Annotated in this window: 14 protein-coding genes and 1 pseudogene; 8 read left to right on the forward strand and 7 right to left on the reverse strand. The window is 32.5% G+C overall.

Going from position 1 to position 19248, the window contains the following annotated elements; all coding sequences use genetic code 11:
- Positions 1–215: 215 nt before the first annotated feature.
- Positions 216–1856 carry an alpha/beta fold hydrolase gene (locus C3729_RS01980; protein WP_104792597.1) on the forward strand — a complete coding sequence of 547 codons (1641 nt, stop codon included), beginning with the start codon at positions 216–218 and terminating at the stop codon, positions 1854–1856.
- Between the two features lie 704 nt (positions 1857–2560).
- On the opposite strand, the gene C3729_RS01985 is transcribed toward C3729_RS01980, so the two are convergent.
- Positions 2561–3520, reverse strand: coding sequence for a YheT family hydrolase (locus C3729_RS01985; RefSeq protein ID WP_104792793.1), 960 nt, complete (start codon positions 3518–3520; stop codon positions 2561–2563).
- A 4-nt stretch (positions 3521–3524) separates the two neighbouring features.
- Positions 3525–6308 (reverse strand): excinuclease ABC subunit UvrA, encoded by a 2784-nt coding sequence (uvrA, locus tag C3729_RS01990; RefSeq protein ID WP_104792598.1) that lies wholly within the window; start codon positions 6306–6308, stop codon positions 3525–3527.
- A 326-nt stretch (positions 6309–6634) separates the two neighbouring features.
- On the opposite strand from uvrA, the gene C3729_RS01995 reads away from it, so the two are divergent.
- From C3729_RS01995 to C3729_RS02015, 5 genes are all read left to right on the forward strand, one after another.
- Positions 6635–8428 (forward strand): TonB-dependent receptor plug domain-containing protein, encoded by a 1794-nt coding sequence (locus C3729_RS01995; protein ID WP_104792599.1) that lies wholly within the window; start codon positions 6635–6637, stop codon positions 8426–8428.
- Positions 8429–8537: 109 nt separating this feature from the next.
- Complete coding sequence (locus C3729_RS02000) at positions 8538–9170, forward strand: hypothetical protein (RefSeq protein ID WP_104792600.1); 633 nt, start codon at positions 8538–8540, stop codon at positions 9168–9170.
- A gap of 72 nt (positions 9171–9242) precedes the next feature.
- Positions 9243–10373 (forward strand): DNA polymerase III subunit beta, encoded by a 1131-nt coding sequence (gene dnaN / locus C3729_RS02005; protein WP_069796875.1) that lies wholly within the window; start codon positions 9243–9245, stop codon positions 10371–10373.
- A gap of 237 nt (positions 10374–10610) precedes the next feature.
- Entirely contained in the window at positions 10611–13043 is a 2433-nt protein-coding gene (pheT, locus tag C3729_RS02010; RefSeq protein WP_104792601.1) for a phenylalanine--tRNA ligase subunit beta, read from the forward strand.
- 76 nt (positions 13044–13119) lie between these two features.
- Complete coding sequence (locus C3729_RS02015) at positions 13120–13518, forward strand: META domain-containing protein (RefSeq protein ID WP_104792602.1); 399 nt, start codon at positions 13120–13122, stop codon at positions 13516–13518.
- 41 nt (positions 13519–13559) lie between these two features.
- Here C3729_RS02015 and C3729_RS02020 read toward each other — a convergent pair whose 3' ends face one another.
- The 5 genes from C3729_RS02020 to C3729_RS02040 all read right to left on the reverse strand — a co-directional run bounded on the left by C3729_RS02020 (position 13560) and on the right by C3729_RS02040 (position 17566).
- Positions 13560–13802, reverse strand: a complete 243-nt coding sequence (locus C3729_RS02020; protein WP_069796870.1) for a hypothetical protein — start codon at positions 13800–13802, stop codon at positions 13560–13562.
- 46 nt (positions 13803–13848) lie between these two features.
- Entirely contained in the window at positions 13849–15171 is a 1323-nt protein-coding gene (locus C3729_RS02025) for a hypothetical protein (RefSeq protein ID WP_104792603.1), read from the reverse strand.
- Positions 15172–15213: 42 nt separating this feature from the next.
- Complete coding sequence (locus C3729_RS02030; protein ID WP_104792604.1) at positions 15214–16104, reverse strand: 3-hydroxybutyryl-CoA dehydrogenase; 891 nt, start codon at positions 16102–16104, stop codon at positions 15214–15216.
- 71 nt (positions 16105–16175) lie between these two features.
- Positions 16176–16514 (reverse strand): hypothetical protein, encoded by a 339-nt coding sequence (locus C3729_RS02035; protein WP_104792605.1) that lies wholly within the window; start codon positions 16512–16514, stop codon positions 16176–16178.
- Positions 16515–16603: 89 nt separating this feature from the next.
- Complete coding sequence (locus C3729_RS02040) at positions 16604–17566, reverse strand: Gfo/Idh/MocA family protein (RefSeq protein ID WP_069796860.1); 963 nt, start codon at positions 17564–17566, stop codon at positions 16604–16606.
- A 146-nt stretch (positions 17567–17712) separates the two neighbouring features.
- Between C3729_RS02040 and C3729_RS02045 the strand changes: the two genes are divergently transcribed.
- Positions 17713–18363 (forward strand): protein-L-isoaspartate(D-aspartate) O-methyltransferase, encoded by a 651-nt coding sequence (locus C3729_RS02045; RefSeq protein WP_104792606.1) that lies wholly within the window; start codon positions 17713–17715, stop codon positions 18361–18363.
- A 6-nt stretch (positions 18364–18369) separates the two neighbouring features.
- A pseudogene (locus C3729_RS02050) lies at positions 18370–19095 on the forward strand (nitroreductase family protein).
- Positions 19096–19248: the final 153 nt, after the last annotated feature.

Genomic DNA, 19248 nt, shown 5'->3' on the forward strand with positions numbered 1-19248 from the left:
GAAATCCGTGATTTCAAAAATTCTAACAACTCTTCTGAGGCAAAAGAATAAAAAAAATAAATCACAATGCTGGGCAAAACATCTCTAAGGTACCTCAGGGACCTAAAAAAACAAAGTCATGTTGATCCATCTCCGTGAAATCTTTTGATAAATGCCAAAAATCGATAACTTCAAAAGTAACTTCTGCAAAAATTTTACGACTATTTCTAAAAAAAATGAATCTAAAATTGCCTATATTTTTCCTTTTGCTATCACATATTTTTATAAGTTCCCAAATAACGATACGGGGTGTTGTAAAAAATGAGGAAAATAAAAATTTTTCATATTGCGCAATAGGAATTAAGGATACTAAGATTGGGGCAATAACTAATGAAAATGGATATTATAAAATCACTATTCCAGATGAATTTCAAAATAAAAGCATTGTTTTTAAAGCCGAAGGTTACTTAGAAAAAAATCTTAATCTTGCAGAATTGAAATCTAATCCGAATGTATATTTAGAATACAAAATTTCAAATATTCAGGGAGTGATTTTAACGGCCAAAAAATTAAAAGAAAAAACGCTTGGAGAGAAATCTCGCCCTTTTTTAACTTTTTCAAAAATGTTTGACAGAAATGTTCCAACGATTGAACAAGGAAATATTTTTGACATCTATAAAAAAACAAAATTAAAGTCCTTCAGTTTTCATATTATTCCAAGTTCAAAATATGAACAGATAATCCTAAAATTAAACATCTATAATGTAAAAAATTCTATACCCTATCAATCAATATTAGATGAAAATATCATTTACAAAACCTCTTCAAAAGGTTGGCAAAAAATAGATTTATCAAAGTACAAATTGCTTTTTAATAATTTAGACAAAATTGCCATCACATTACAACTAGTAGATTATATCCCTTTGAAAGATACAGATTTTGTATTTGGAATTTCTGCGAAAAAAAAACTATCTAAAAATTTAATGTTTAGATTTCAAAGTCAATCTCAGTGGGAGGAAAGTGATGGTTCTTTTCTTACAAATCTTGAAATTGGTTATGATAAGAAAGGAAGTGTTGTTTCGGAGAATAAGAAAAATAAGGAGCAGGACACAGAAAATGAAATTGAAAACAGACTGATTAGTTTTTATAAGGGAAGAGAAGAAGGTTTAAAAACAATTTATGGCAAAAACCCAAAAGGGAGTTATATTAATCTTGATGATGCTAAAATCTATTATGAAGAATACGGAAACGGAGAACCTTTAATTTTGTTAGAAGGGAATAATGGACTCATTTCAGATTTTTATAATCAAATTGCATTTTTCTCAAAACAATATCGTGTTATAGCATTGGACACAAGAGTCCAAGGAAAAAGTTTGGACTTTTCAGAAAAAGACTATGGATATGAGAAACTGGCAGACGATGTCCTAAAAATAGTAAATCAACTCAACTTGGAAAAAGTAAATATTATAGGCTGGAGTGATGGCGGAATAACAGGTTTAATCTTCAATGCTAAAAATCCAAATCTTGTCAATAAATTGGTAACCATTGGAGCCAATACCCATCCTAATGGGGTAAAAGAAGAATTATTGTCCTCTATAAAAGAAAGATATAAAAGTACTAACGACGAAAAGGAAAAAAGGAGATTGAACCTCATGATAAATTATCCAAATATTACAGAGAATGATTTGAAAAAAATAAAAAATCCCGTTTTAGTAATAGCAGGCGATAATGATGAAATAAAATTAGAGCACACAGAACAAATTGCAAAAATGATTGATGATTCAGAATTAGAGATTATTGAAAAGAGTACCCATAATGTTCCTTTTGACCAACCTGAAATTCTGAACAAAAGAATTATAAATTTCTTGAAAAAATAACTCCCTAAGTTTTTTACAATGTAGATTAAGCTTATTGAAGCTAACTTGATGAAGCCACTTTGTAATTCGGTAATCATCTCTACTCATCTCTAATATCAATAAATCCATCCAATACACCTTTCATCCTTCATCCTCTCGTAATCCCACATAACCCATAACCCATAACTCATTCTCCCATTCTCTCACCCCGCATCCATCACCCCACATCCCTTTGTTTAATAACTTCTCTCATTTGTTTTTCTGTGGAAAAGATAGATTTTATATTTGAAGAATGATTTGCATCATTTTTTGTGTAGAGACTTTAGAGGGATTATTTTTGCTTCTATTTCTAAGCTTTTTAAACTGTTTTTATTCGTACATAGACTTTGACCAAACGTTCTCTATTCGAAGAGTAGTCCACTTTTTTTAATTTCAAATTTATTGGGCTTTAACCGAAATTTAAAGAAGACAAAAATAAAAGAACCCACTCTTTAGAAGCAGGTTCAGTAGATAAAGACATCTCATTTTTTTAGTTAAAAGCCAAAAGAAAAGGGAAGCCGACGATGCTTCCCTTAAATTTTTATCTCAAATTTAATGATGATTTCTAGTGAATTGGATACAGAAAAATGCATAACTTTTATTTTCCTGAATTAAAATTACAAATTATTCTAAATCACTGTATTAACGCAATGTTAATATTCACATGTTCTGCACAATTTTTTTGTTTATAAATATTGCTGTGCAAATTCTAATGATTTATTTTCGGTGTAAAAGGTGTTGTTTTTATCCATAAATCCTACATGCCCACCAAAGTCAGGAATCTCTAAATGTAAGAAAGAGTTGACTAATGCTTCTTCTTTAGGAAAGCAACTTTCAGAAAGAAAACTGTCATTTTTAGCATTGATAAGGAGTGTAGGAATTTTAATATTCTTTAAAAACTGCTTGGAACTGCATTTTTCATAATAATCAAAAGCATCTGTAAAACCATTAACTTTCGATGTGTAAACATCATCAAACTCCTTTAAATCTTTGATGTTTTTGATTTCTGCTGCAGACAAAAATTCTGGAAATCTTTTGCACTTGAGTAAGGTTTTCTTTTTTAAGGTTTTCAAGAAATTGTTAGCATACACAAGATTTCTCTTGGAAGTCAATTTGTGCATAGAACCTTTTAAATCTATGGGTGTAGAAATAGCGATGACCGCTTTTACTTTATCAGAAATATTTCTGCTTTCACCAGCGTATTTCAAACACAAATTTCCACCAAGACTAAACCCTTTCAGAATGATTTTTTCATAGTTTTTAGAAAGCACCTTTTCTATCACTTCTTGCACATCATCGGTTCTTCCAGAATGATAAGAATAATGTACTCTATTGCTTTCTCCGGAACAATCTCTGTGGTTTACAGCACAACAATCAAAGCCGTTTTCATTGAAGATTTTTGCTGCTCCCAACATATAATGTCTCTGTGCGCTGCCTTCTAAACCATGAAATAAAATAACGCAACGGTCAGTTTTTTCTTTGGCAAAACTCCAGTCTAAATCCAGAAAATCGCCATCAGAAAGCTCTAACCTTTCTCTTTGTTGAGTTACACCAGTAACTTTTCTAAACAAAGCACTATAAATCGTAGAAAAATCTCCATTTCTGAAGATTTTTTTAGGTTGATATTCGGAAGGAAGAATAGGCATTTGATTATAATTTTTCAGCAACAAACTTCGCTGTTCTAGAGAATTTATCTTGTGCCAAATCTTCTGGAGTTCCTGCAAAAACTACTTCGCCGCCGTGTTTTCCAGCATCTGGACCGATGTCAATGATGTAATCTGCAGATTTGATAATATCTGGTTGATGTTCAATGACAATCACAGAATGTCCTAATCCAATTAAAGCCTGAAGTGATTTCAAAAGTTTATTAATATCATGAAAATGCAGTCCAGTACTCGGTTCATCGAAAACAAAAAGTGTTTTTTCTGTTGTCGCACCTTTTACCAGAAACGAAGCCAGTTTTACCCTTTGAGCTTCACCACCAGAAAGCGTAGAAGAACTCTGACCGAGTTGCAAATACCCTAAACCAACATCTTGAAGAGGTTTAAGTTTGGTCACAATTTTTTCTTCGTGGTTTTCAGAGAAAAATTCAAGTGCTTCATCTACCGTCATGTGTAAAATATCCGAAATGTTTTTTTCATCATATTTTACTTCCAGAATTTCATCTTTGAAACGGGTTCCATGGCAATGTTCACATTCCAGTTCAATGTCTGCCATAAACTGCATAGAAACCGTAATTACGCCTTCTCCTTTGCATTCATCACATCTTCCACCATCTACGTTGAAAGAAAAATGCTTTGGTTTCAAACCTTGAACTTTTGCAGATTTTTGTTTTGCAAAAAGGTCTCTGATGTCGTCATAAGCCTTCAAATACGTGACAGGATTAGAACGAGACGATTTTCCGATTGGGTTTTGGTCGATGAGTTCTATATTTTGAATCACCTTTTTAGGAAATTCTACCGAATCGTAATCGGCTTTTTTACCGCCCATTCCTAATTCAATTTGAATGGCATTCGTGAGGATTTCTTTCATTAAAGTAGATTTTCCACTTCCAGAAACTCCCGAAATTACGGTAAGAACTTCCAAAGGAACATCTACATCTATGTTTTTAAGATTATTTTGTCTTGCTCCTTTTATTTTGATGAATTCTTTCGGTTTTCTTCTGGTTTTTGGGACTTCTATTTCTAATCTTCCCGTTAAATATTTCGAGGTTAAAGTATCTGCATCTTTCAATTCCTTGAAATTTCCTGCAAAAACCAATTCACCACCTAAAAATCCAGCTTCAGGACCAATATCAATAATGTAATCTGCCGCTTTCATCACGTCTTCATCATGTTCTACCACAATCACCGTATTTCCTAAATCACGAAGATTTTTAAGAACTTCAATTAAATTTTCGGTATCTCTAGAATGCAGACCAATACTTGGTTCATCTAAAATATAAATACTTCCCACCAAAGAACTTCCGAGCGAAGTTGCTAGGTTGATTCTCTGTGATTCACCACCAGAAAGCGTGTTAGAAGTTCTGTTTAAAGTTAAATAGCCCAATCCAACTTTATTCAAAAATTCTAAACGAGTGTTGATTTCGTAGGTTAATCTTTTGGCGATTTCCGCATCGTGTTGGTTGAGTTTCAAATTTTTCATCAATGGTAACAATTCATCTAAAGGAATTTCTACCAATGATTGAATGTCATGACCATCAATTTTCACATATTCTGTTTCTGGACGAAGACGTTTTCCTTCGCAAGTTGGGCAAGTAGTTTTTCCACGGTATCTGGAAAGCATGACTCTGTACTGAATTTTGTACAAATTTTCTTCCAGCATTTTGAAAAAGTTATCAATGCTCGGGAAGTTTTTGTTTTTATCGCCTCTCCAAAGATAATTTTTCTGTTCTTTTGTGAGTTTATGATACGGTTTATGAATAGGGAAATCTTTTGCTTTTTTAATGAAATCTCTTTTCCATTCGCTCATAGATTCTCCTTTCCAACAAGCAACTGCGTCTTCAAAAACGGATAAATTTTTATTCGGTATGACTAAATCTTCATCTATGCCGATAACTTTTCCGTAACCTTCACATTCTGGACAAGCGCCATAAGGATTATTAAAACTGAAAAAATGAACATTGGGTTCGTTAAACGTAATGCCATCGAGTTCAAATTTATTTGAAAATTCTTTTACGTTTTCGGTTTCAACTTCTTTCAAAGAGCAAGTTCCGTGACCTTCATAAAACGCCATTTGAACAGAATCTGCCAATCTTTGAAGGAAATGTTCGTCGTTATCATAAGAAAATCTATCAATCACGAGATGAATTTCCATCGATTCTTCTGGAACGAAACCAAAACTTTCTAAATCTTCAATATTGGCAAGGTTTCCATTGATTTCTAATCTTGTAAAACCTGCAACTTTTAGTGTTTTAAGTTGTTCTTTGAATTTTTTGACTTCAAAAAGAAGCGGCGCTCTTAGAAGAAATGTTTTTCCTTCATTTTTTTCGATATAATCTATTACATCTGTCACTGAATCTTTTTTCACTTCGTCTCCAGAAATAGGAGAGTAGGTTCTGCCAACTCTGGCAAAAAGGAGTTTCAGATAATCATAAATTTCGGTAGAAGTTCCTACTGTAGATCGAGGATTGCTAGAAATTACCTTCTGTTGAATGGCAATAGAAGGTGCTAAACCTTTGATGTCGTCAATTTTTGGTTTTTCTAATTTACCAAGAAACTGTCGCGCATAAGAACTCAAAGATTCTACATAACGTCTCTGTCCTTCTGCGTAAATCGTGTCAAAAGCAAGCGAAGATTTTCCGCTTCCTGAAACACCAGTAATCACGATGAGTTTGTTTTTCGGAATCAGTACATCTATGTTTTTGAGATTATTAAGATGTGCATTTTTTACGAAAAGATGTTTTTTGATATCGATTTCTTGAGTTGTAGTCATAATGAATTGAAGAAGAGCAAAATTACGGAAAAATTACCAAATTTTGAAAGCAGAGTTAAGGATAAAACTTGTAAACTTTAACACGAAATAATTTGAAAATTCAAAAAAATACAATTTTTAGAGTTCAAATTGTAATGAACTAAAAACCATTAATTTCTTAATATGAAATTTGATGAAAATGATAGCTAGTGTATTTATCTAGCAACTATTAAGGACACAGATTTTTTTTGTGTCCTTTTTTATTTGTAAAGAATTTTAAGAATTTTAATTTTTTTACTCTAAATTTTTCATATAAATTTGGCCGATTTTTTATGAAAAATTAAAATATGAAAAAAACAATTTTAAGCGCCGCTCTGTTGGCACTTTTCTTAAGTGTTCATGCGCAAGAAAGAACAATTGATGAGGTAGAATTAACTGGTAAACTGGTGAATATGCCTTTCAAAAAATCTAATGTAAATATCACAGTTATTACAAAATCTGAAATTCAGAATAGTCCCGCTCAAAGCATTGAAGAAGTAATTGCCTATTATACAGGTGCAGATATCAGAAAACGTGGTGCAAATGGTGTTCAGACCGATATTTCTCTCAGAGGAAGTTCTTTTGAACAAGTTTTGGTTTTGGTGAATGGCGTGAGAATGAATGATGCGCAAACTGGTCACAATACCATGAATTTTCCATTTGATTTAGCTTCTGTAGAAAAAATTGAAATCTTAAAAGGTCCTGCTGCAAGAAGATACGGACAAGGAGCTTATGCAGGTGTGGTAAATGTTGTAACTAAAGTTTCTGCAGAAAACAATTTAACGATTAATGGTGAAGTTGGGGATTTTTCTACGCATGGTTTCGGTGTTGCTGCGAATTTCGGGCGCGAAAAATTTAGAAATTTTATTCAGGTTAATAATACAGAATCAGATGGTTATCGATACAATACCGATTATAAAATTAAAAATATCTGGTATCAAAATCAATTTGATATAGAAAACGGAAAGGTAAAATTTCAAGCTGGAATTCAAGAGAAAAAGTTCGGAGCCAATGGTTTTTATGCTTCACCAGCTTTCAAAGATCAATATGAAGAAGTGCAAACTTCTTTAGTAGCGGCTTCTCTAGAGAAAAAAGTGAACGAAAATCTAGGTTTTGCAACGCGTTTGTATTGGAGAAGAGCGCAAGATATGTATTTATTCATCAGAAATAATCCTGCAGCATACAGAAATATGCACATCGGGAATAATGTAGGAATTGATGCGAATGTAAATTACAAATCAGAACTCGGAATTACAGGATTGGGAGTAGATGTTAGAAAAGAATTTCTAGAAAGTAACCGATTAGGAAGCAGAGAAAGAACCGTTACCAATGCTTTTCTAGAGCATCATCTGTCGTTTTTTGGTGAAAAATTAAATATTACTCCGGGAATTTCTTTCACGAATTTCAGTAATGATAAAACCTATTTTTATCCAGGAATTGATGCAAGTTTTACCAACGGAAATTCTAAATTTTTTGGTAATTTTTCTAAAGTGAATAGAATTCCTACTTACACCGATTTGTATTACGTAAGTCCTTCTGAACAAGGAAATGCAAATTTGGTTGCAGAAGAAGCATTAACAGGAGAGTTTGGTTATATTTTCAAAACCAATAAAACTTTGCTCAAAGCATCTGCATTTTGGAGAAAATCTGATAACGCTATCGATTGGCAAAAAGCAACGCCAACTTCACCTTGGACTGCACAAAACATCGGGAAAATTGAAACCAAAGGTGTAGAATTAGAAGCAGATTATCAGTTCGCTTCATGGATTGGAACTTCTGTAAGTTATACGTACATAGATAATCAAAGATTAGCCAGTAAAATTGTTTCTAGATATTCTTTAGACAATTTAAAGCATCAGTTGGTAGCCAAATTGAGAAATAAATTCGGAAATTTTTCGAATGAATTGATTTACAGACATAATGATAGGGTTTCTCTAGGAAGCTATAATCTATTAGACAATAAATTAAACTACACTGCAAACCAATTAAACATCTACGTTTTGGTGAATAACATTACAAATGTAAAATACACTGAAACTTCTCTGGTAGAAATGCCCGGAACGTGGTTTCATCTAGGTTTTACTTATCAATTTAAATTGTAATACTTAAATCCCGAGAAAAAATCTTTTTTCGGGATTTTTTTATAGAAAATGCCCATTAAAAAAGAAAAATTTCGTTACTTTTACCAAAGGATTAATCATTTTAAAAACCATGAAAAAACTTATTATTCTTTTCTTTTCCATCTTTTCATTGTTCTCTTATTCTCAAGAAGATTTTAAGAAAAAAATAGCGCAAGATGCTTGTAAATGCATTGGAGAAATAAAATTGGAGAAAAAATCTAAAGAAATGATGCAGATGCAATTAGGCTTGTGCTTTATAAAAGCATCAACTCCTTACAAAGATCAAATCAAAAAAGAATATGGTATTGATTTGTCAAAAGATATTTCGAATGAGTCTAAAATGGAAGAATTGGGCGAGAAATTAGGTATACTAATGGTTTCAGAATGTGCAGATACTTTTATTAATTTTGTAGACCAGTCTGGTTTTGCTGATGAATATGCTCAAGAATCTTCTGCAGAAGTAAATTCAGCGGAATTTATGAATGGTGAAATCACCAAAATAGAAAAAGATACCTTCGTTATTTTTTATTTGAAAGGCGATAATGGTATTTTAACCAGATTTTATTGGATTTCTAATGTAGATTCTAATATAGAACTCGAAAAGAAATATCAAGATTTAGTGGGTAAAAAAGTAAATATCACTTATTACTCTGCTGATATATTTGACCATAAAATAAATGACTACAGAAAAGTCAATATTCTCTCAATGTTGAAAACTGAATAAAATTTAATGATTTTCGACTTTGTCTATTATTATCAAAATTGTATCTTTGTATACTTAATAATTTTTTAATTTATGAAATTTATAGTTGCAAGTGGCGAATTACAGAAAGCTCTTAACGTGGTAAGTGGTGTAATTTCTAGTTCGCAGTCAAGACCCATTTTAGAAAATTTTCTTTTTGAATTAGAAAATGAAATTCTAAAAATAACTGCTTCTGATGGCGAAACCACACTTATTACTTCTCTTGCTGTAAAATCTGATGATCAAGGCAAAATTGCTGTTCCTGCAAAAATTTTTCAAGATTTAATTAAAACTTTTGGAGACCAACCGCTTACTTTTTCAGTGAAAGATTCTGAGTCTGGTGAAGGTGGTCTTTTAGAAATTTTAGACGAAAAAGACAATTACGAAGTAGCACTAGATAATGCAGAAGATTATCCAGAATTACCAGAATTTGACGCATCACAAAAAGTTACGCTAGCTTCTGGAGTTCTTGCAGATGCACTAAGCAATACCTTGTTTGCAACAAGCAACGATTCTCTCAGACCTGTGATGACGGGAGTTCTTTTCCAATTTACAGAAAAAGAAACCAATTTCGTATCTACAGATTCTCACAGATTAGTGGTGTACAAAAGAACAGATGTTACCAATAAAGAAGCGGTAGAATTTATCATGCCGAAGAAACCTTTGTCTATTTTCAAAAATATTTTGTCAAATTCTAATGACGAAGTTACCATCGAGTTTAATGAAAATATGGCGAAATTCACTTTTGGAGAAAATATTTGGATTTGTAGACTAATTGACGGAAAATATCCTAATTATTCTGCAGTAATCCCGAAAGAAAATCCGAATGTTTTGACGGTAAACAGAAACTTATTGTTAAGTTCTATCAGAAGAGCAAGTATTTTATCAAACAAATCTACCAACCAAGTTAGATTTAAGCTTTCTGGCAACGTTCTTCATCTTCATGCAGAAGATACAGAATACGCAAACAAAGCAGATATGAATATTCCTTGTGATTATAAAGGTGAAGACATCAACATTGGTTTCAGTTCTAAATTTTTAACAGAAATGTTATCTGTTTTAGGTTCTGAAGATATCACCATGAAAATGTCTCAACCAAACCGTCCAGGAATTGTAGAACCAGTAGATGGTCTAGATGAAAACGAACACATCCTTATGCTTTCTATGCCAGTAATTGGAATGTAATTTTGTAGTGACAAGTCGAGACTTGTCAATATTAAAATTTAAGATATATCCAAAGAGTCGTCCGAAATTTCGAGACGACTTTTTTATTGAATTATAATTTGGCTTTATCCAAACCCTAATTTGCAATTCTAAAATTTCCTTATCTCTCAAAAAATCACGATATTTGCAAACTTATAAAAGTTATTTGTTTTTTGATATCTCAAATCTCAAATCTCAAATCTCAAATCTTTTTAAAAAATGAAAATCTCAAACAATTGGTTAAAAGACTTTATCAAAACAGATTTAGCAACAGATAAAATTGGTGCTTTTCTTACAGATATTGGTCTTGAAGTAGAAGGAATAGAAAAATTTGAATCTGTAAAAGGCAGTTTAGAAGGAATCGTAGTTGGAAAAGTTTTGACTTGCGAACAACATCCTAATGCAGATAAACTCAAGAAAACTACTGTAGATATTGGTGGTGGCCAAATTTTAGAAATTGTTTGTGGCGCTCCTAATGTTGCTGCTGGTCAAACCGTTCCTGTTGCTGTAATTGGTACTAAAATTTATGCTAAAGACGGAAGTTCTTTCGAAATTAAAGAAGCAAAAATTCGTGGAGAAAAATCTCAAGGAATGATTTGTGCAGAAGATGAGTTAGGACTTTCAGACGATCACGGCGGAATTATGGTTCTAGACGAAGAAATCTACCAAGTAGGAGACCCTTTTGCAAAATATTTTAATTTAACCAATGATGAGGTTTACGAAATCGGCTTAACACCAAACAGAACAGACGCAATGTCTCACTATGGTGTAGCAAGAGATTTACATGCTTTTCTTTCAACCAATGGTTTAAAATCTGAATTCGAAAAAGTTTCCACAGCTTTAGTGAATACAGAAGGAGAACATGGTTTTGAACTAGAAGTAGAAGATGAAGCATTATGCCCAAGATATATTGGTGCTGTAATAGAAAATGTAAAAATTTCAGAATCTCCAGAATGGTTGAAAGACAGATTAAAAGCGATTGGACTTTCGCCAATTAATAATGTAGTAGATATTACCAATTATATTTTACATGGTTTTGGTCAACCTCTTCACGCTTTTGATGCAGATAAAATTGCAGGCAAAAAAGTAAAAGTAGGTGTAAATGATGCAGGAACTAAGTTTGTAACTCTTGATGGAGTAGAAAGAACGCTTAATGGTTCAGAAATCATGATTAAAGACGGAAACAATAAGCCAATGTGTATTGGTGGGGTTTTCGGAGGAAATGACAGTGGCGTTTCTGAATCTACAACTACAATTTTCTTAGAATCTGCATATTTCAATCCAGTAGCGATTAGAAAAGCGGCTAAAGCTCATGGTTTAAATACAGATGCTTCTTTCCGTTTCGAACGTGGAGTAGACCCTAATAATACCAGAACTACAATTACTCATGCCATCAAAATGCTTGAAGAAATTACAGGTGGTAAAAAAGTAGGAAATCTTTTAGAATTTTATCCTAAAAAAATAGAAGACACTAAAGTTATTTTTAGATATTCTCAACTTGATAAAATTTTAGGAATTAAAATTCACAGAGAAAAAGTAAAAGAAATTTTAAAATCTCTCGAAATTTCTGTTCTTAATGATATTCCAGATGGTTTAGAATTATCGGTTCCGGCTTACAGAGCAGATGTTATCAGAGAAATAGACGTGATAGAAGAAATTCTTAGAATTTACGGTTATAATAAAGTAGATGCGCCTCAAAAAATAGCATTTACTCCAGTAAAACTAAGTGTAAATGACCAAGATGAACTAGAAAATTCTTGGGCAAGAACGCTTCAGAGCAATGGTTTCAATGAAGTGATGAACAATTCATTAACCAGCGTAAAAGACGAAACCAACGCTGTAAAACTCTTGAATCCTTTGAGTGGAGATTTAGCTTTTATGAGAAAATCTTTATTAGAAGGGCTTTTAGGAAATGCAGTTTACAATATCAACCGTAAAAATCCAGACATCAAATTCTTCGAATTGGGTAAAATTTATCACAAGTTCGAATCAAGCGAAGCGTATCTTGACCAAAGGGAAAAAAAGTATGAGGAAAGAAAACAATTGGCATTGCTTACAACTGGTAGAACGTATGCAGAAAACTGGTTGATGCCAAAATCTGCTTCTGATTTTTACATGCTAAAAGGTTATGTGAAAGTGCTTCTTGATCGATTAAATTTAGTTACAGAAGAGAAATCTTTAGAAGACGAAAGATTCGGTGATGCTTTAGAAATTACAACAAACGGAAAAACCATTGCCAGATTAGGAAAAGTATCTCCTAAACTATTGAAAGAGTTTGATATAGACCAAGATTGCTTCTATGCAGAAATAGAGTTAGAAACTTGTCAAGCGCTTAGAAAAACAGATAATTTCAAATTCGTAGATATTCCGAAATTCAACAAAATCAGAAGAGATTTAGCGCTATTGGTAGATAAAGATGTTTCTTATGCAGATTTATATGCTTCGGCGAGAAAAAATAAATCTAAATTCTTGAAAAACATCAATCTATTCGACGTTTACGAAGGTAAAAACTTACCAGAAGGCAAGAAATCTTACGCGATGAGTTTCGAGTTGTTAAACGAGGAAAAAACCTTAGAAGACAAAGAAATTACAGAAGTAATGAACTCGCTGATTAAGAATTTCCAAAAAGAATTTAGCGCAGAATTAAGATAATTTAGTAAAAATTTAAGTCGAGATGAGAATAGAAATCTCGACTTTTTTCTTACATTTGAATAATAAATATCTTCATATGAAAAAAATATTTTGGGCACTTGTGATTTCTACAACTGTGATTTCGTGTGCTACAATTTCTAAAATTGGTACTAAGCAAGAATCTATAGCCAATACAAAATGGACTTTGGTAGATAATAATTTTTCAGGAGCGAAAGCACCTACTTTAATGATAGAAGGAAAGAGAATTACAGGAAACGGTGGTTGTAATAACTATTTTTCTGATGTGGTGATTACCGCTTCAACTGGGACTTTTGATGTGGGAAATGTAGGCGCTACTAAAATGGCTTGTGATATTATGATGACTGAGCAAAGTTATTTTTCAGTGTTAGAACAAGTGAATAAATATGTTTTAAACGAAGGTTATTTAGAACTTTATAAAGATAATTTATTGCTATTGAAATTTAAGAAACAATAAAAAAAGAATCCTCGAAATTACTTCGAGGATTTTTTTATGATTTAGTCTTCATCTTCTTCGTCATCATACTTAGCTAACTCTTCGTCGCACCATTTGAATGCTTGTTCTACTACTTGAGTAGCTTCGTTAGCGATGGTTTCTTCGTCGTCACCTTCTAGATCATCTAACCATTCTACCTCTTCTTCTTCTACGTTTAGGATGAATCTTGGGTATTCTGTGTGTACTACAAATAAATCTTCTGGAAATTCAGAATTATCTGCCATTAAAAATTTAGGGAGTTTCATATTTTTAGAATTTTAATTTCTTAAGTACAAAGTTAATGAAATTTATTTATTGAAATTTGTTTTTGTTCATTTTCACTTTAGATTCTATCTTAAATTTTGTTAAAACTTCTTTTTTCAAAGAATCTTCAGGCTTTTCGGTGATGTAAACTCTTGGGTTTATCGTGCTGATGATTTCAGAAATTTTTGAACTTCTGAAATTTTCGTCTTTAATTGGTCGGTAATAGTAAATTTTACTGTCCATAAGCTTTTCTTTAACCAAAAATTCCTTCATTAGTTTTCTGTTTTCCAAATAATTACCTCTGGAAAGCCAACTGAACACGAAACCTGTCATTAAACTTAAAAAAGCGATGGCAAAAACCAATTTTCCGAAAATTTGATGAATTTTTTTGAAATAAACTAGCCAAATTCCGAAAGTAAACGGAGCCAATAAACGATAATCTAAAGGATCTGTTTGATAAAAATACTGAATCAAAAACGAACAAATCATCCCGAAAACCGATAAGAAAACCATCATCTTTTCGGTTGCCGAAAGTTTATTTTTGATGAAAATAAAGGTAAAAAATGCAATATTTAAAAAGCCAATTCCGAGAATTCCTACATTCAGAATTCCACCATTTGGATTGAGAATATGTATGAAAGGATTAAAACTCGTTCCGATAGCTAAAAAGAACTCTTTTACGAGCAATGAAGTGGGTTTTAAGCCAATTTCTAGAAATTTATTGACGTAATTTTGGTTAAAAACATCAATAAAGAAGAATTTATAACCTGCAACAAAAGCGAATCCGATAATACTCGAAATGATGTAAATTTTCGCAAAACTTTTCTTGTAATTCAACACTCCGAAAGCAAATAATCCGCCCATGAAAAACAAACCGCTATAACGAATGTTAAACAGCAAAATAACGGATAGACTCAATAAGAAAACGCTCAGAATTTTAGAATATTTCTCCAATAAAACATTTCTTGCCACATAGAAAAATACGAATAAAAAGGGTAGAAATAATGTTTCGCTAAGTGTAGCTGCAAACAAGGAAATCATAGAGAATAACGCCCCAACTAAAAGGCTTTCTCGCCAATAAAATTTCTTTTTCCAAGCGAAAAACACCATGAAAAGATAACACAATATTCCCACAATTTTACTTGACCAAAATTCATCTGTGAAAACAGTAAAAATCTTGATGAATAAAGGATAAAGCAATGGAGCAGTAGTATTGTCGATTTCTGGAAAAACGTGAGCCTGTCTCATAAAACGGATAGAATCTGGCGTGACTCTTCCTTTTTCGTTGAGCAAAAAACGTAAAACAATCATCACCAAAGTAATGACGAATAATGAGATTTTTAAATACTGTTCTTGAGTTCGGTTTCGCATAATAAAGTCCTTCTCCTTTAGGAGAAGGATTTAAGTTGAGGTTTATTTCGCAAACATTTTCGCTACTTTTTCTGCTTTTTTATACTCTGAATAGTCGTAGAAACCTTCCCCAGATTTTACGCCTAATTTTCCTGCAGTTACCATATTTACTAATAGTGGATTTGGAGCGTATTTCGGGTTTTTGAAACCATCATACATTACATTCAGAATCGCTAAACAAACATCAAGTCCTATGAAATCTGCCAACTGAAGCGGTCCCATTGGATGAGCCATTCCCAATTTCATTACGGTATCAATTTCTTCTACACCAGCAACTCCGTTGTAAAGGGTTTCAATTGCTTCGTTAATCATTGGCATAAGAATTCTATTCGCCACAAAACCTGGATAATCATTCACTTCTACAGGAACTTTTCCTAAAGTTTTAGACATTTCAAAAATGGCATCAAAAGTTTCTTTAGAAGTAGAGTAGCCTTTAATGATTTCTACCAATTTCATAATCGGAACTGGATTCATAAAGTGCATTCCGATTACTTTTTCAGGACGCTTTGTAGCCGAAGCAATTTTGGTGATAGAAATAGATGAAGTATTGGTAGCGAGAATACAATTTTCTGGCGCCAATTCATCCATTTGCTTGAAAATTTTCAACTTCAAATCTTGGTTTTCTGTTGCCGCTTCTACGATTAAATCTGCGTTTCCGCAAGCATCAGAAAGCGCTGTGAAAGTAGTAATATTTCCAAGAGTTTCTGCTTTTTGTTCTTCGGTAAGGTTACCTTTTGCAATAATTCTGTCTAAATTGGTAGTGATGGTTTTAATTCCTTTATCTAATGCTTCCTGTGAAACATCTACCAAATTTACTTTAAAACCAGTTTGAGCAAAAGTATGGGCAATTCCGTTTCCCATGGTTCCAGCTCCTATTACGACGATATTCTTCATATGTTTATTCAATATTTAAAATTCAAGATTTAATTTTATGCGTTTAGTTTGTTATTCCGTAGGAATCTAAATTAAAAATGAGGAACTAATTTATAAAATCCTTTGTTATAGGTGTTCCAATCAATCCATTTGTCATTATAATTAAAAACCTCAATTGTTTCATTAATCTTATATTCTTTATTCCAACTGTTTGCATTTGACAGTCTATGTATTTCAGTTTCGTTATTTATTGAAATGTATGGATAATAAATTTGTGTATAATCATTTCTCAAACTTTGAATTTTTTCTTTTCTAAATTCAATTATTTTAGCACTTCTTTTAGTTGAAGAATTTCTAATTTTCAAAAATCTACTTTTTTCAATAATTTGAAAAATAAAAATCAAAAGAATTATTACTATTAAAAAATACATAAATTTTAAATGAATTTAGATTCCTTCGGAATGACAAACTTTGTGTTTATTCTATTTGTAAGACTTCCAGCTTCTAGCTTTTAGCCAATTTAAGAAATCAACTTCATAATCTCCAAAGCCACTTTCAGCGCTTCTGTTCCGTCTTCTAATGAAACTTCTACTTCACGGTTTTCATTAATCGCATCAGCAAAAGAATTCAGCTCGTCTAAAATAGCATTATTCGGTTGAATGTTTGGATATTCAAATAAAATTTGAGATTTTTCACCATCTGCATTTTCGATAATCATATCAAAATCGGTAGGATGTTCTGGCGCTTCTTTCATTCTGATAACTTCCGCTTTTTTCTCCAAGAAATCTACAGAAATATAAGCATCTTGTTGGAAGAAACGAGATTTTCTCATCGCTTTCATCGAAATTCTAGAAGTGGTAAGATTCGCTACGCAACCGTTTTCAAATTCAATTCTCGCATTACAAATATCCGGTGTTTTAGAAACCACGCAAACTCCACTTGCGTGAATGTTTTTCACCTTAGATTTTACAATAGAAAGCAAAATGTCCAAGTCGTGAATCATCAAATCCAGAACCACCGAAACATCTGTTCCTCTTGGATTAAATTCTGCCAATCGGTGAATTTCGATGAACATAGGATTTTGGATGAAATCTTTGGTCGCAATAAACGCTGGATTATATCTTTCTACGTGACCTACTTGTGCTTTTATACCGTTTTCTCTGCATTTATAGAGAATTTCTTCCGCTTGTTTCAGCGTTTGGGTTACAGGTTTTTCTATAAAAAAATGAAGCCCTTTTTCTATGGCTTTCATGGCGTAATCATAATGATAAACTGTAGGCGTAACGATATCTAACATGTCTATTTCCGCCAATAAATCATCAAAATTTTCAAAATATTTGTATCCGAACTCTGCTTCTAGTTTTTTTCCGTTTTCTACATCTTTGTCGTGAAAACCTACGAGTTCATATTTATCTGATTGATTAAGAAGTCTTAAGTGAATTTTTCCAAGGTGACCAGCACCTACTAAACCTGCCTTTAACATAGAAATTTTGTTTTGGTAAAGATAAGAAATTTGGTTCGAGTTACCAGATTCGAGTGACGAGTTTTTGTAAACTCCAACATTTTGTAGTAGTTTTGTTTTAATCAAAATCTAATCTCGAAACTCGCATCCCGAAACTCGCAACTCTTATGCAGGACTCATTTGTACATAAAGGAAAACGTAAAATTTTAGTAGAATACCTCCGCGTAAAAATTGGAATTTCAGATGAAAATGTGTTAAAAGCCATCAACGAAGTTCCGCGTCATCTTTTTTTAGAAAGTGTTTTTGAGGATTTTGCTTATGAAGACAGGGCATTTCCTATTGCGGCTAATCAAACCATTTCTCATCCTTCTACTGTTGCTGAACAAACCGAATTGTTAGAAGTTCAAGAAAAGGAAAAAATTCTGGAAATTGGTACAGGTTGCGGTTATCAAACTGCGGTTTTGGTCACCATGAATGCTTTTGTTTACACCGTAGAAAGACAAAAAGATTTACACGATTTTGCCCAAAAAAAACTGCGTGAAATGCATCTTCGTCCGAAATTTCAAAGTTTTGGTGATGGGTTTTTAGGTTTGCCTACTTTTGCGCCTTTTGATAAAATTTTGGTGACTTGCGGTGCAGAAATTCTTCCCATAGAACTGTTGAAACAACTCAAAATAGGAGGGAAAATGGTGATTCCTATGGGAAAAACAGACGAACAGATTCTCTATAGATTTACCAAAATTTCTGAAAAAGAATTTGAAAAAGAAGAATTCGGAGCGTATAAATTTGTGCCAATGTTGCAGGATAGAAATAAATAAAAAATCATGAAAACTTTTGAAGAAATCGTTGATTATCGCCGTTCTGTAAGGCATTATCAAAATGTAGAAATAGATACAGAAAAGGTGAAACACTGTATAGAATTGGCTACTTTGTCTCCTAATTCTTCTAACATGCAATTGTGGGAATTTTACCATATTACTGAGCCAGAAATTTTAAAAAAATTGGCGGTGGCTTGTTTAAGTCAGGAAGCGGCAACTACTGCAAAACAAATGGTGGTTTTTGTGACGAGACAAGATTTGCACAGAAAAAGAGCCAAAAAAATGGCAGAACTGGAAACACAAAACGTCTTGAAAAATACGCCTCCGGAAAAACAAGAAAAACGAATCAAGCGTTGGCAAATGTATTACGGAAAAGTAATGCCATTTTTGTATTCTAAATTTCTATGAAGTCTGGGCATTTTTAGAAAAATTTTAGTCAATGTGATTGGCGTTTTCAGACCAATTACCTATCAAGTTTCAGAAAATGATGCGAGAGTAGTAGTGCATAAAACTTGTGCTTTGGCAGCGCAAACCTTCATGTTAGCGATGAGCAATGAAGGTTATGATACTTGTCCGATGGAAGGTTTTGACAGCAGAAGAGTGAAAAAGATTCTCAATTTACCTTTTGGTGCAGAAGTGAACATGATTGTTTCATGCGGAATAAGAGATGAAAAAGGAGTTTGGGGCGATAGAATGAGAGTGCCTTTTGAAGAGGTTTATAAAAGATTATAAATTTTGATTTTAAATTGAAATTTTATCGTTGAATATTTTTAAAGTTTTGTTCCGTAGGAACAATATCTGTGTAGACAATAATAATGTATTTAAGTGGCGTTCCGTAGGGACGCTATCTTTTTTATAGAAATTTGGTTTGTATTTTTCAATTTT

The sequence above is a fragment of the Cloacibacterium normanense genome, assembly GCF_002943105.1.
GTDB lineage: Bacteria > Bacteroidota > Bacteroidia > Flavobacteriales > Weeksellaceae > Cloacibacterium.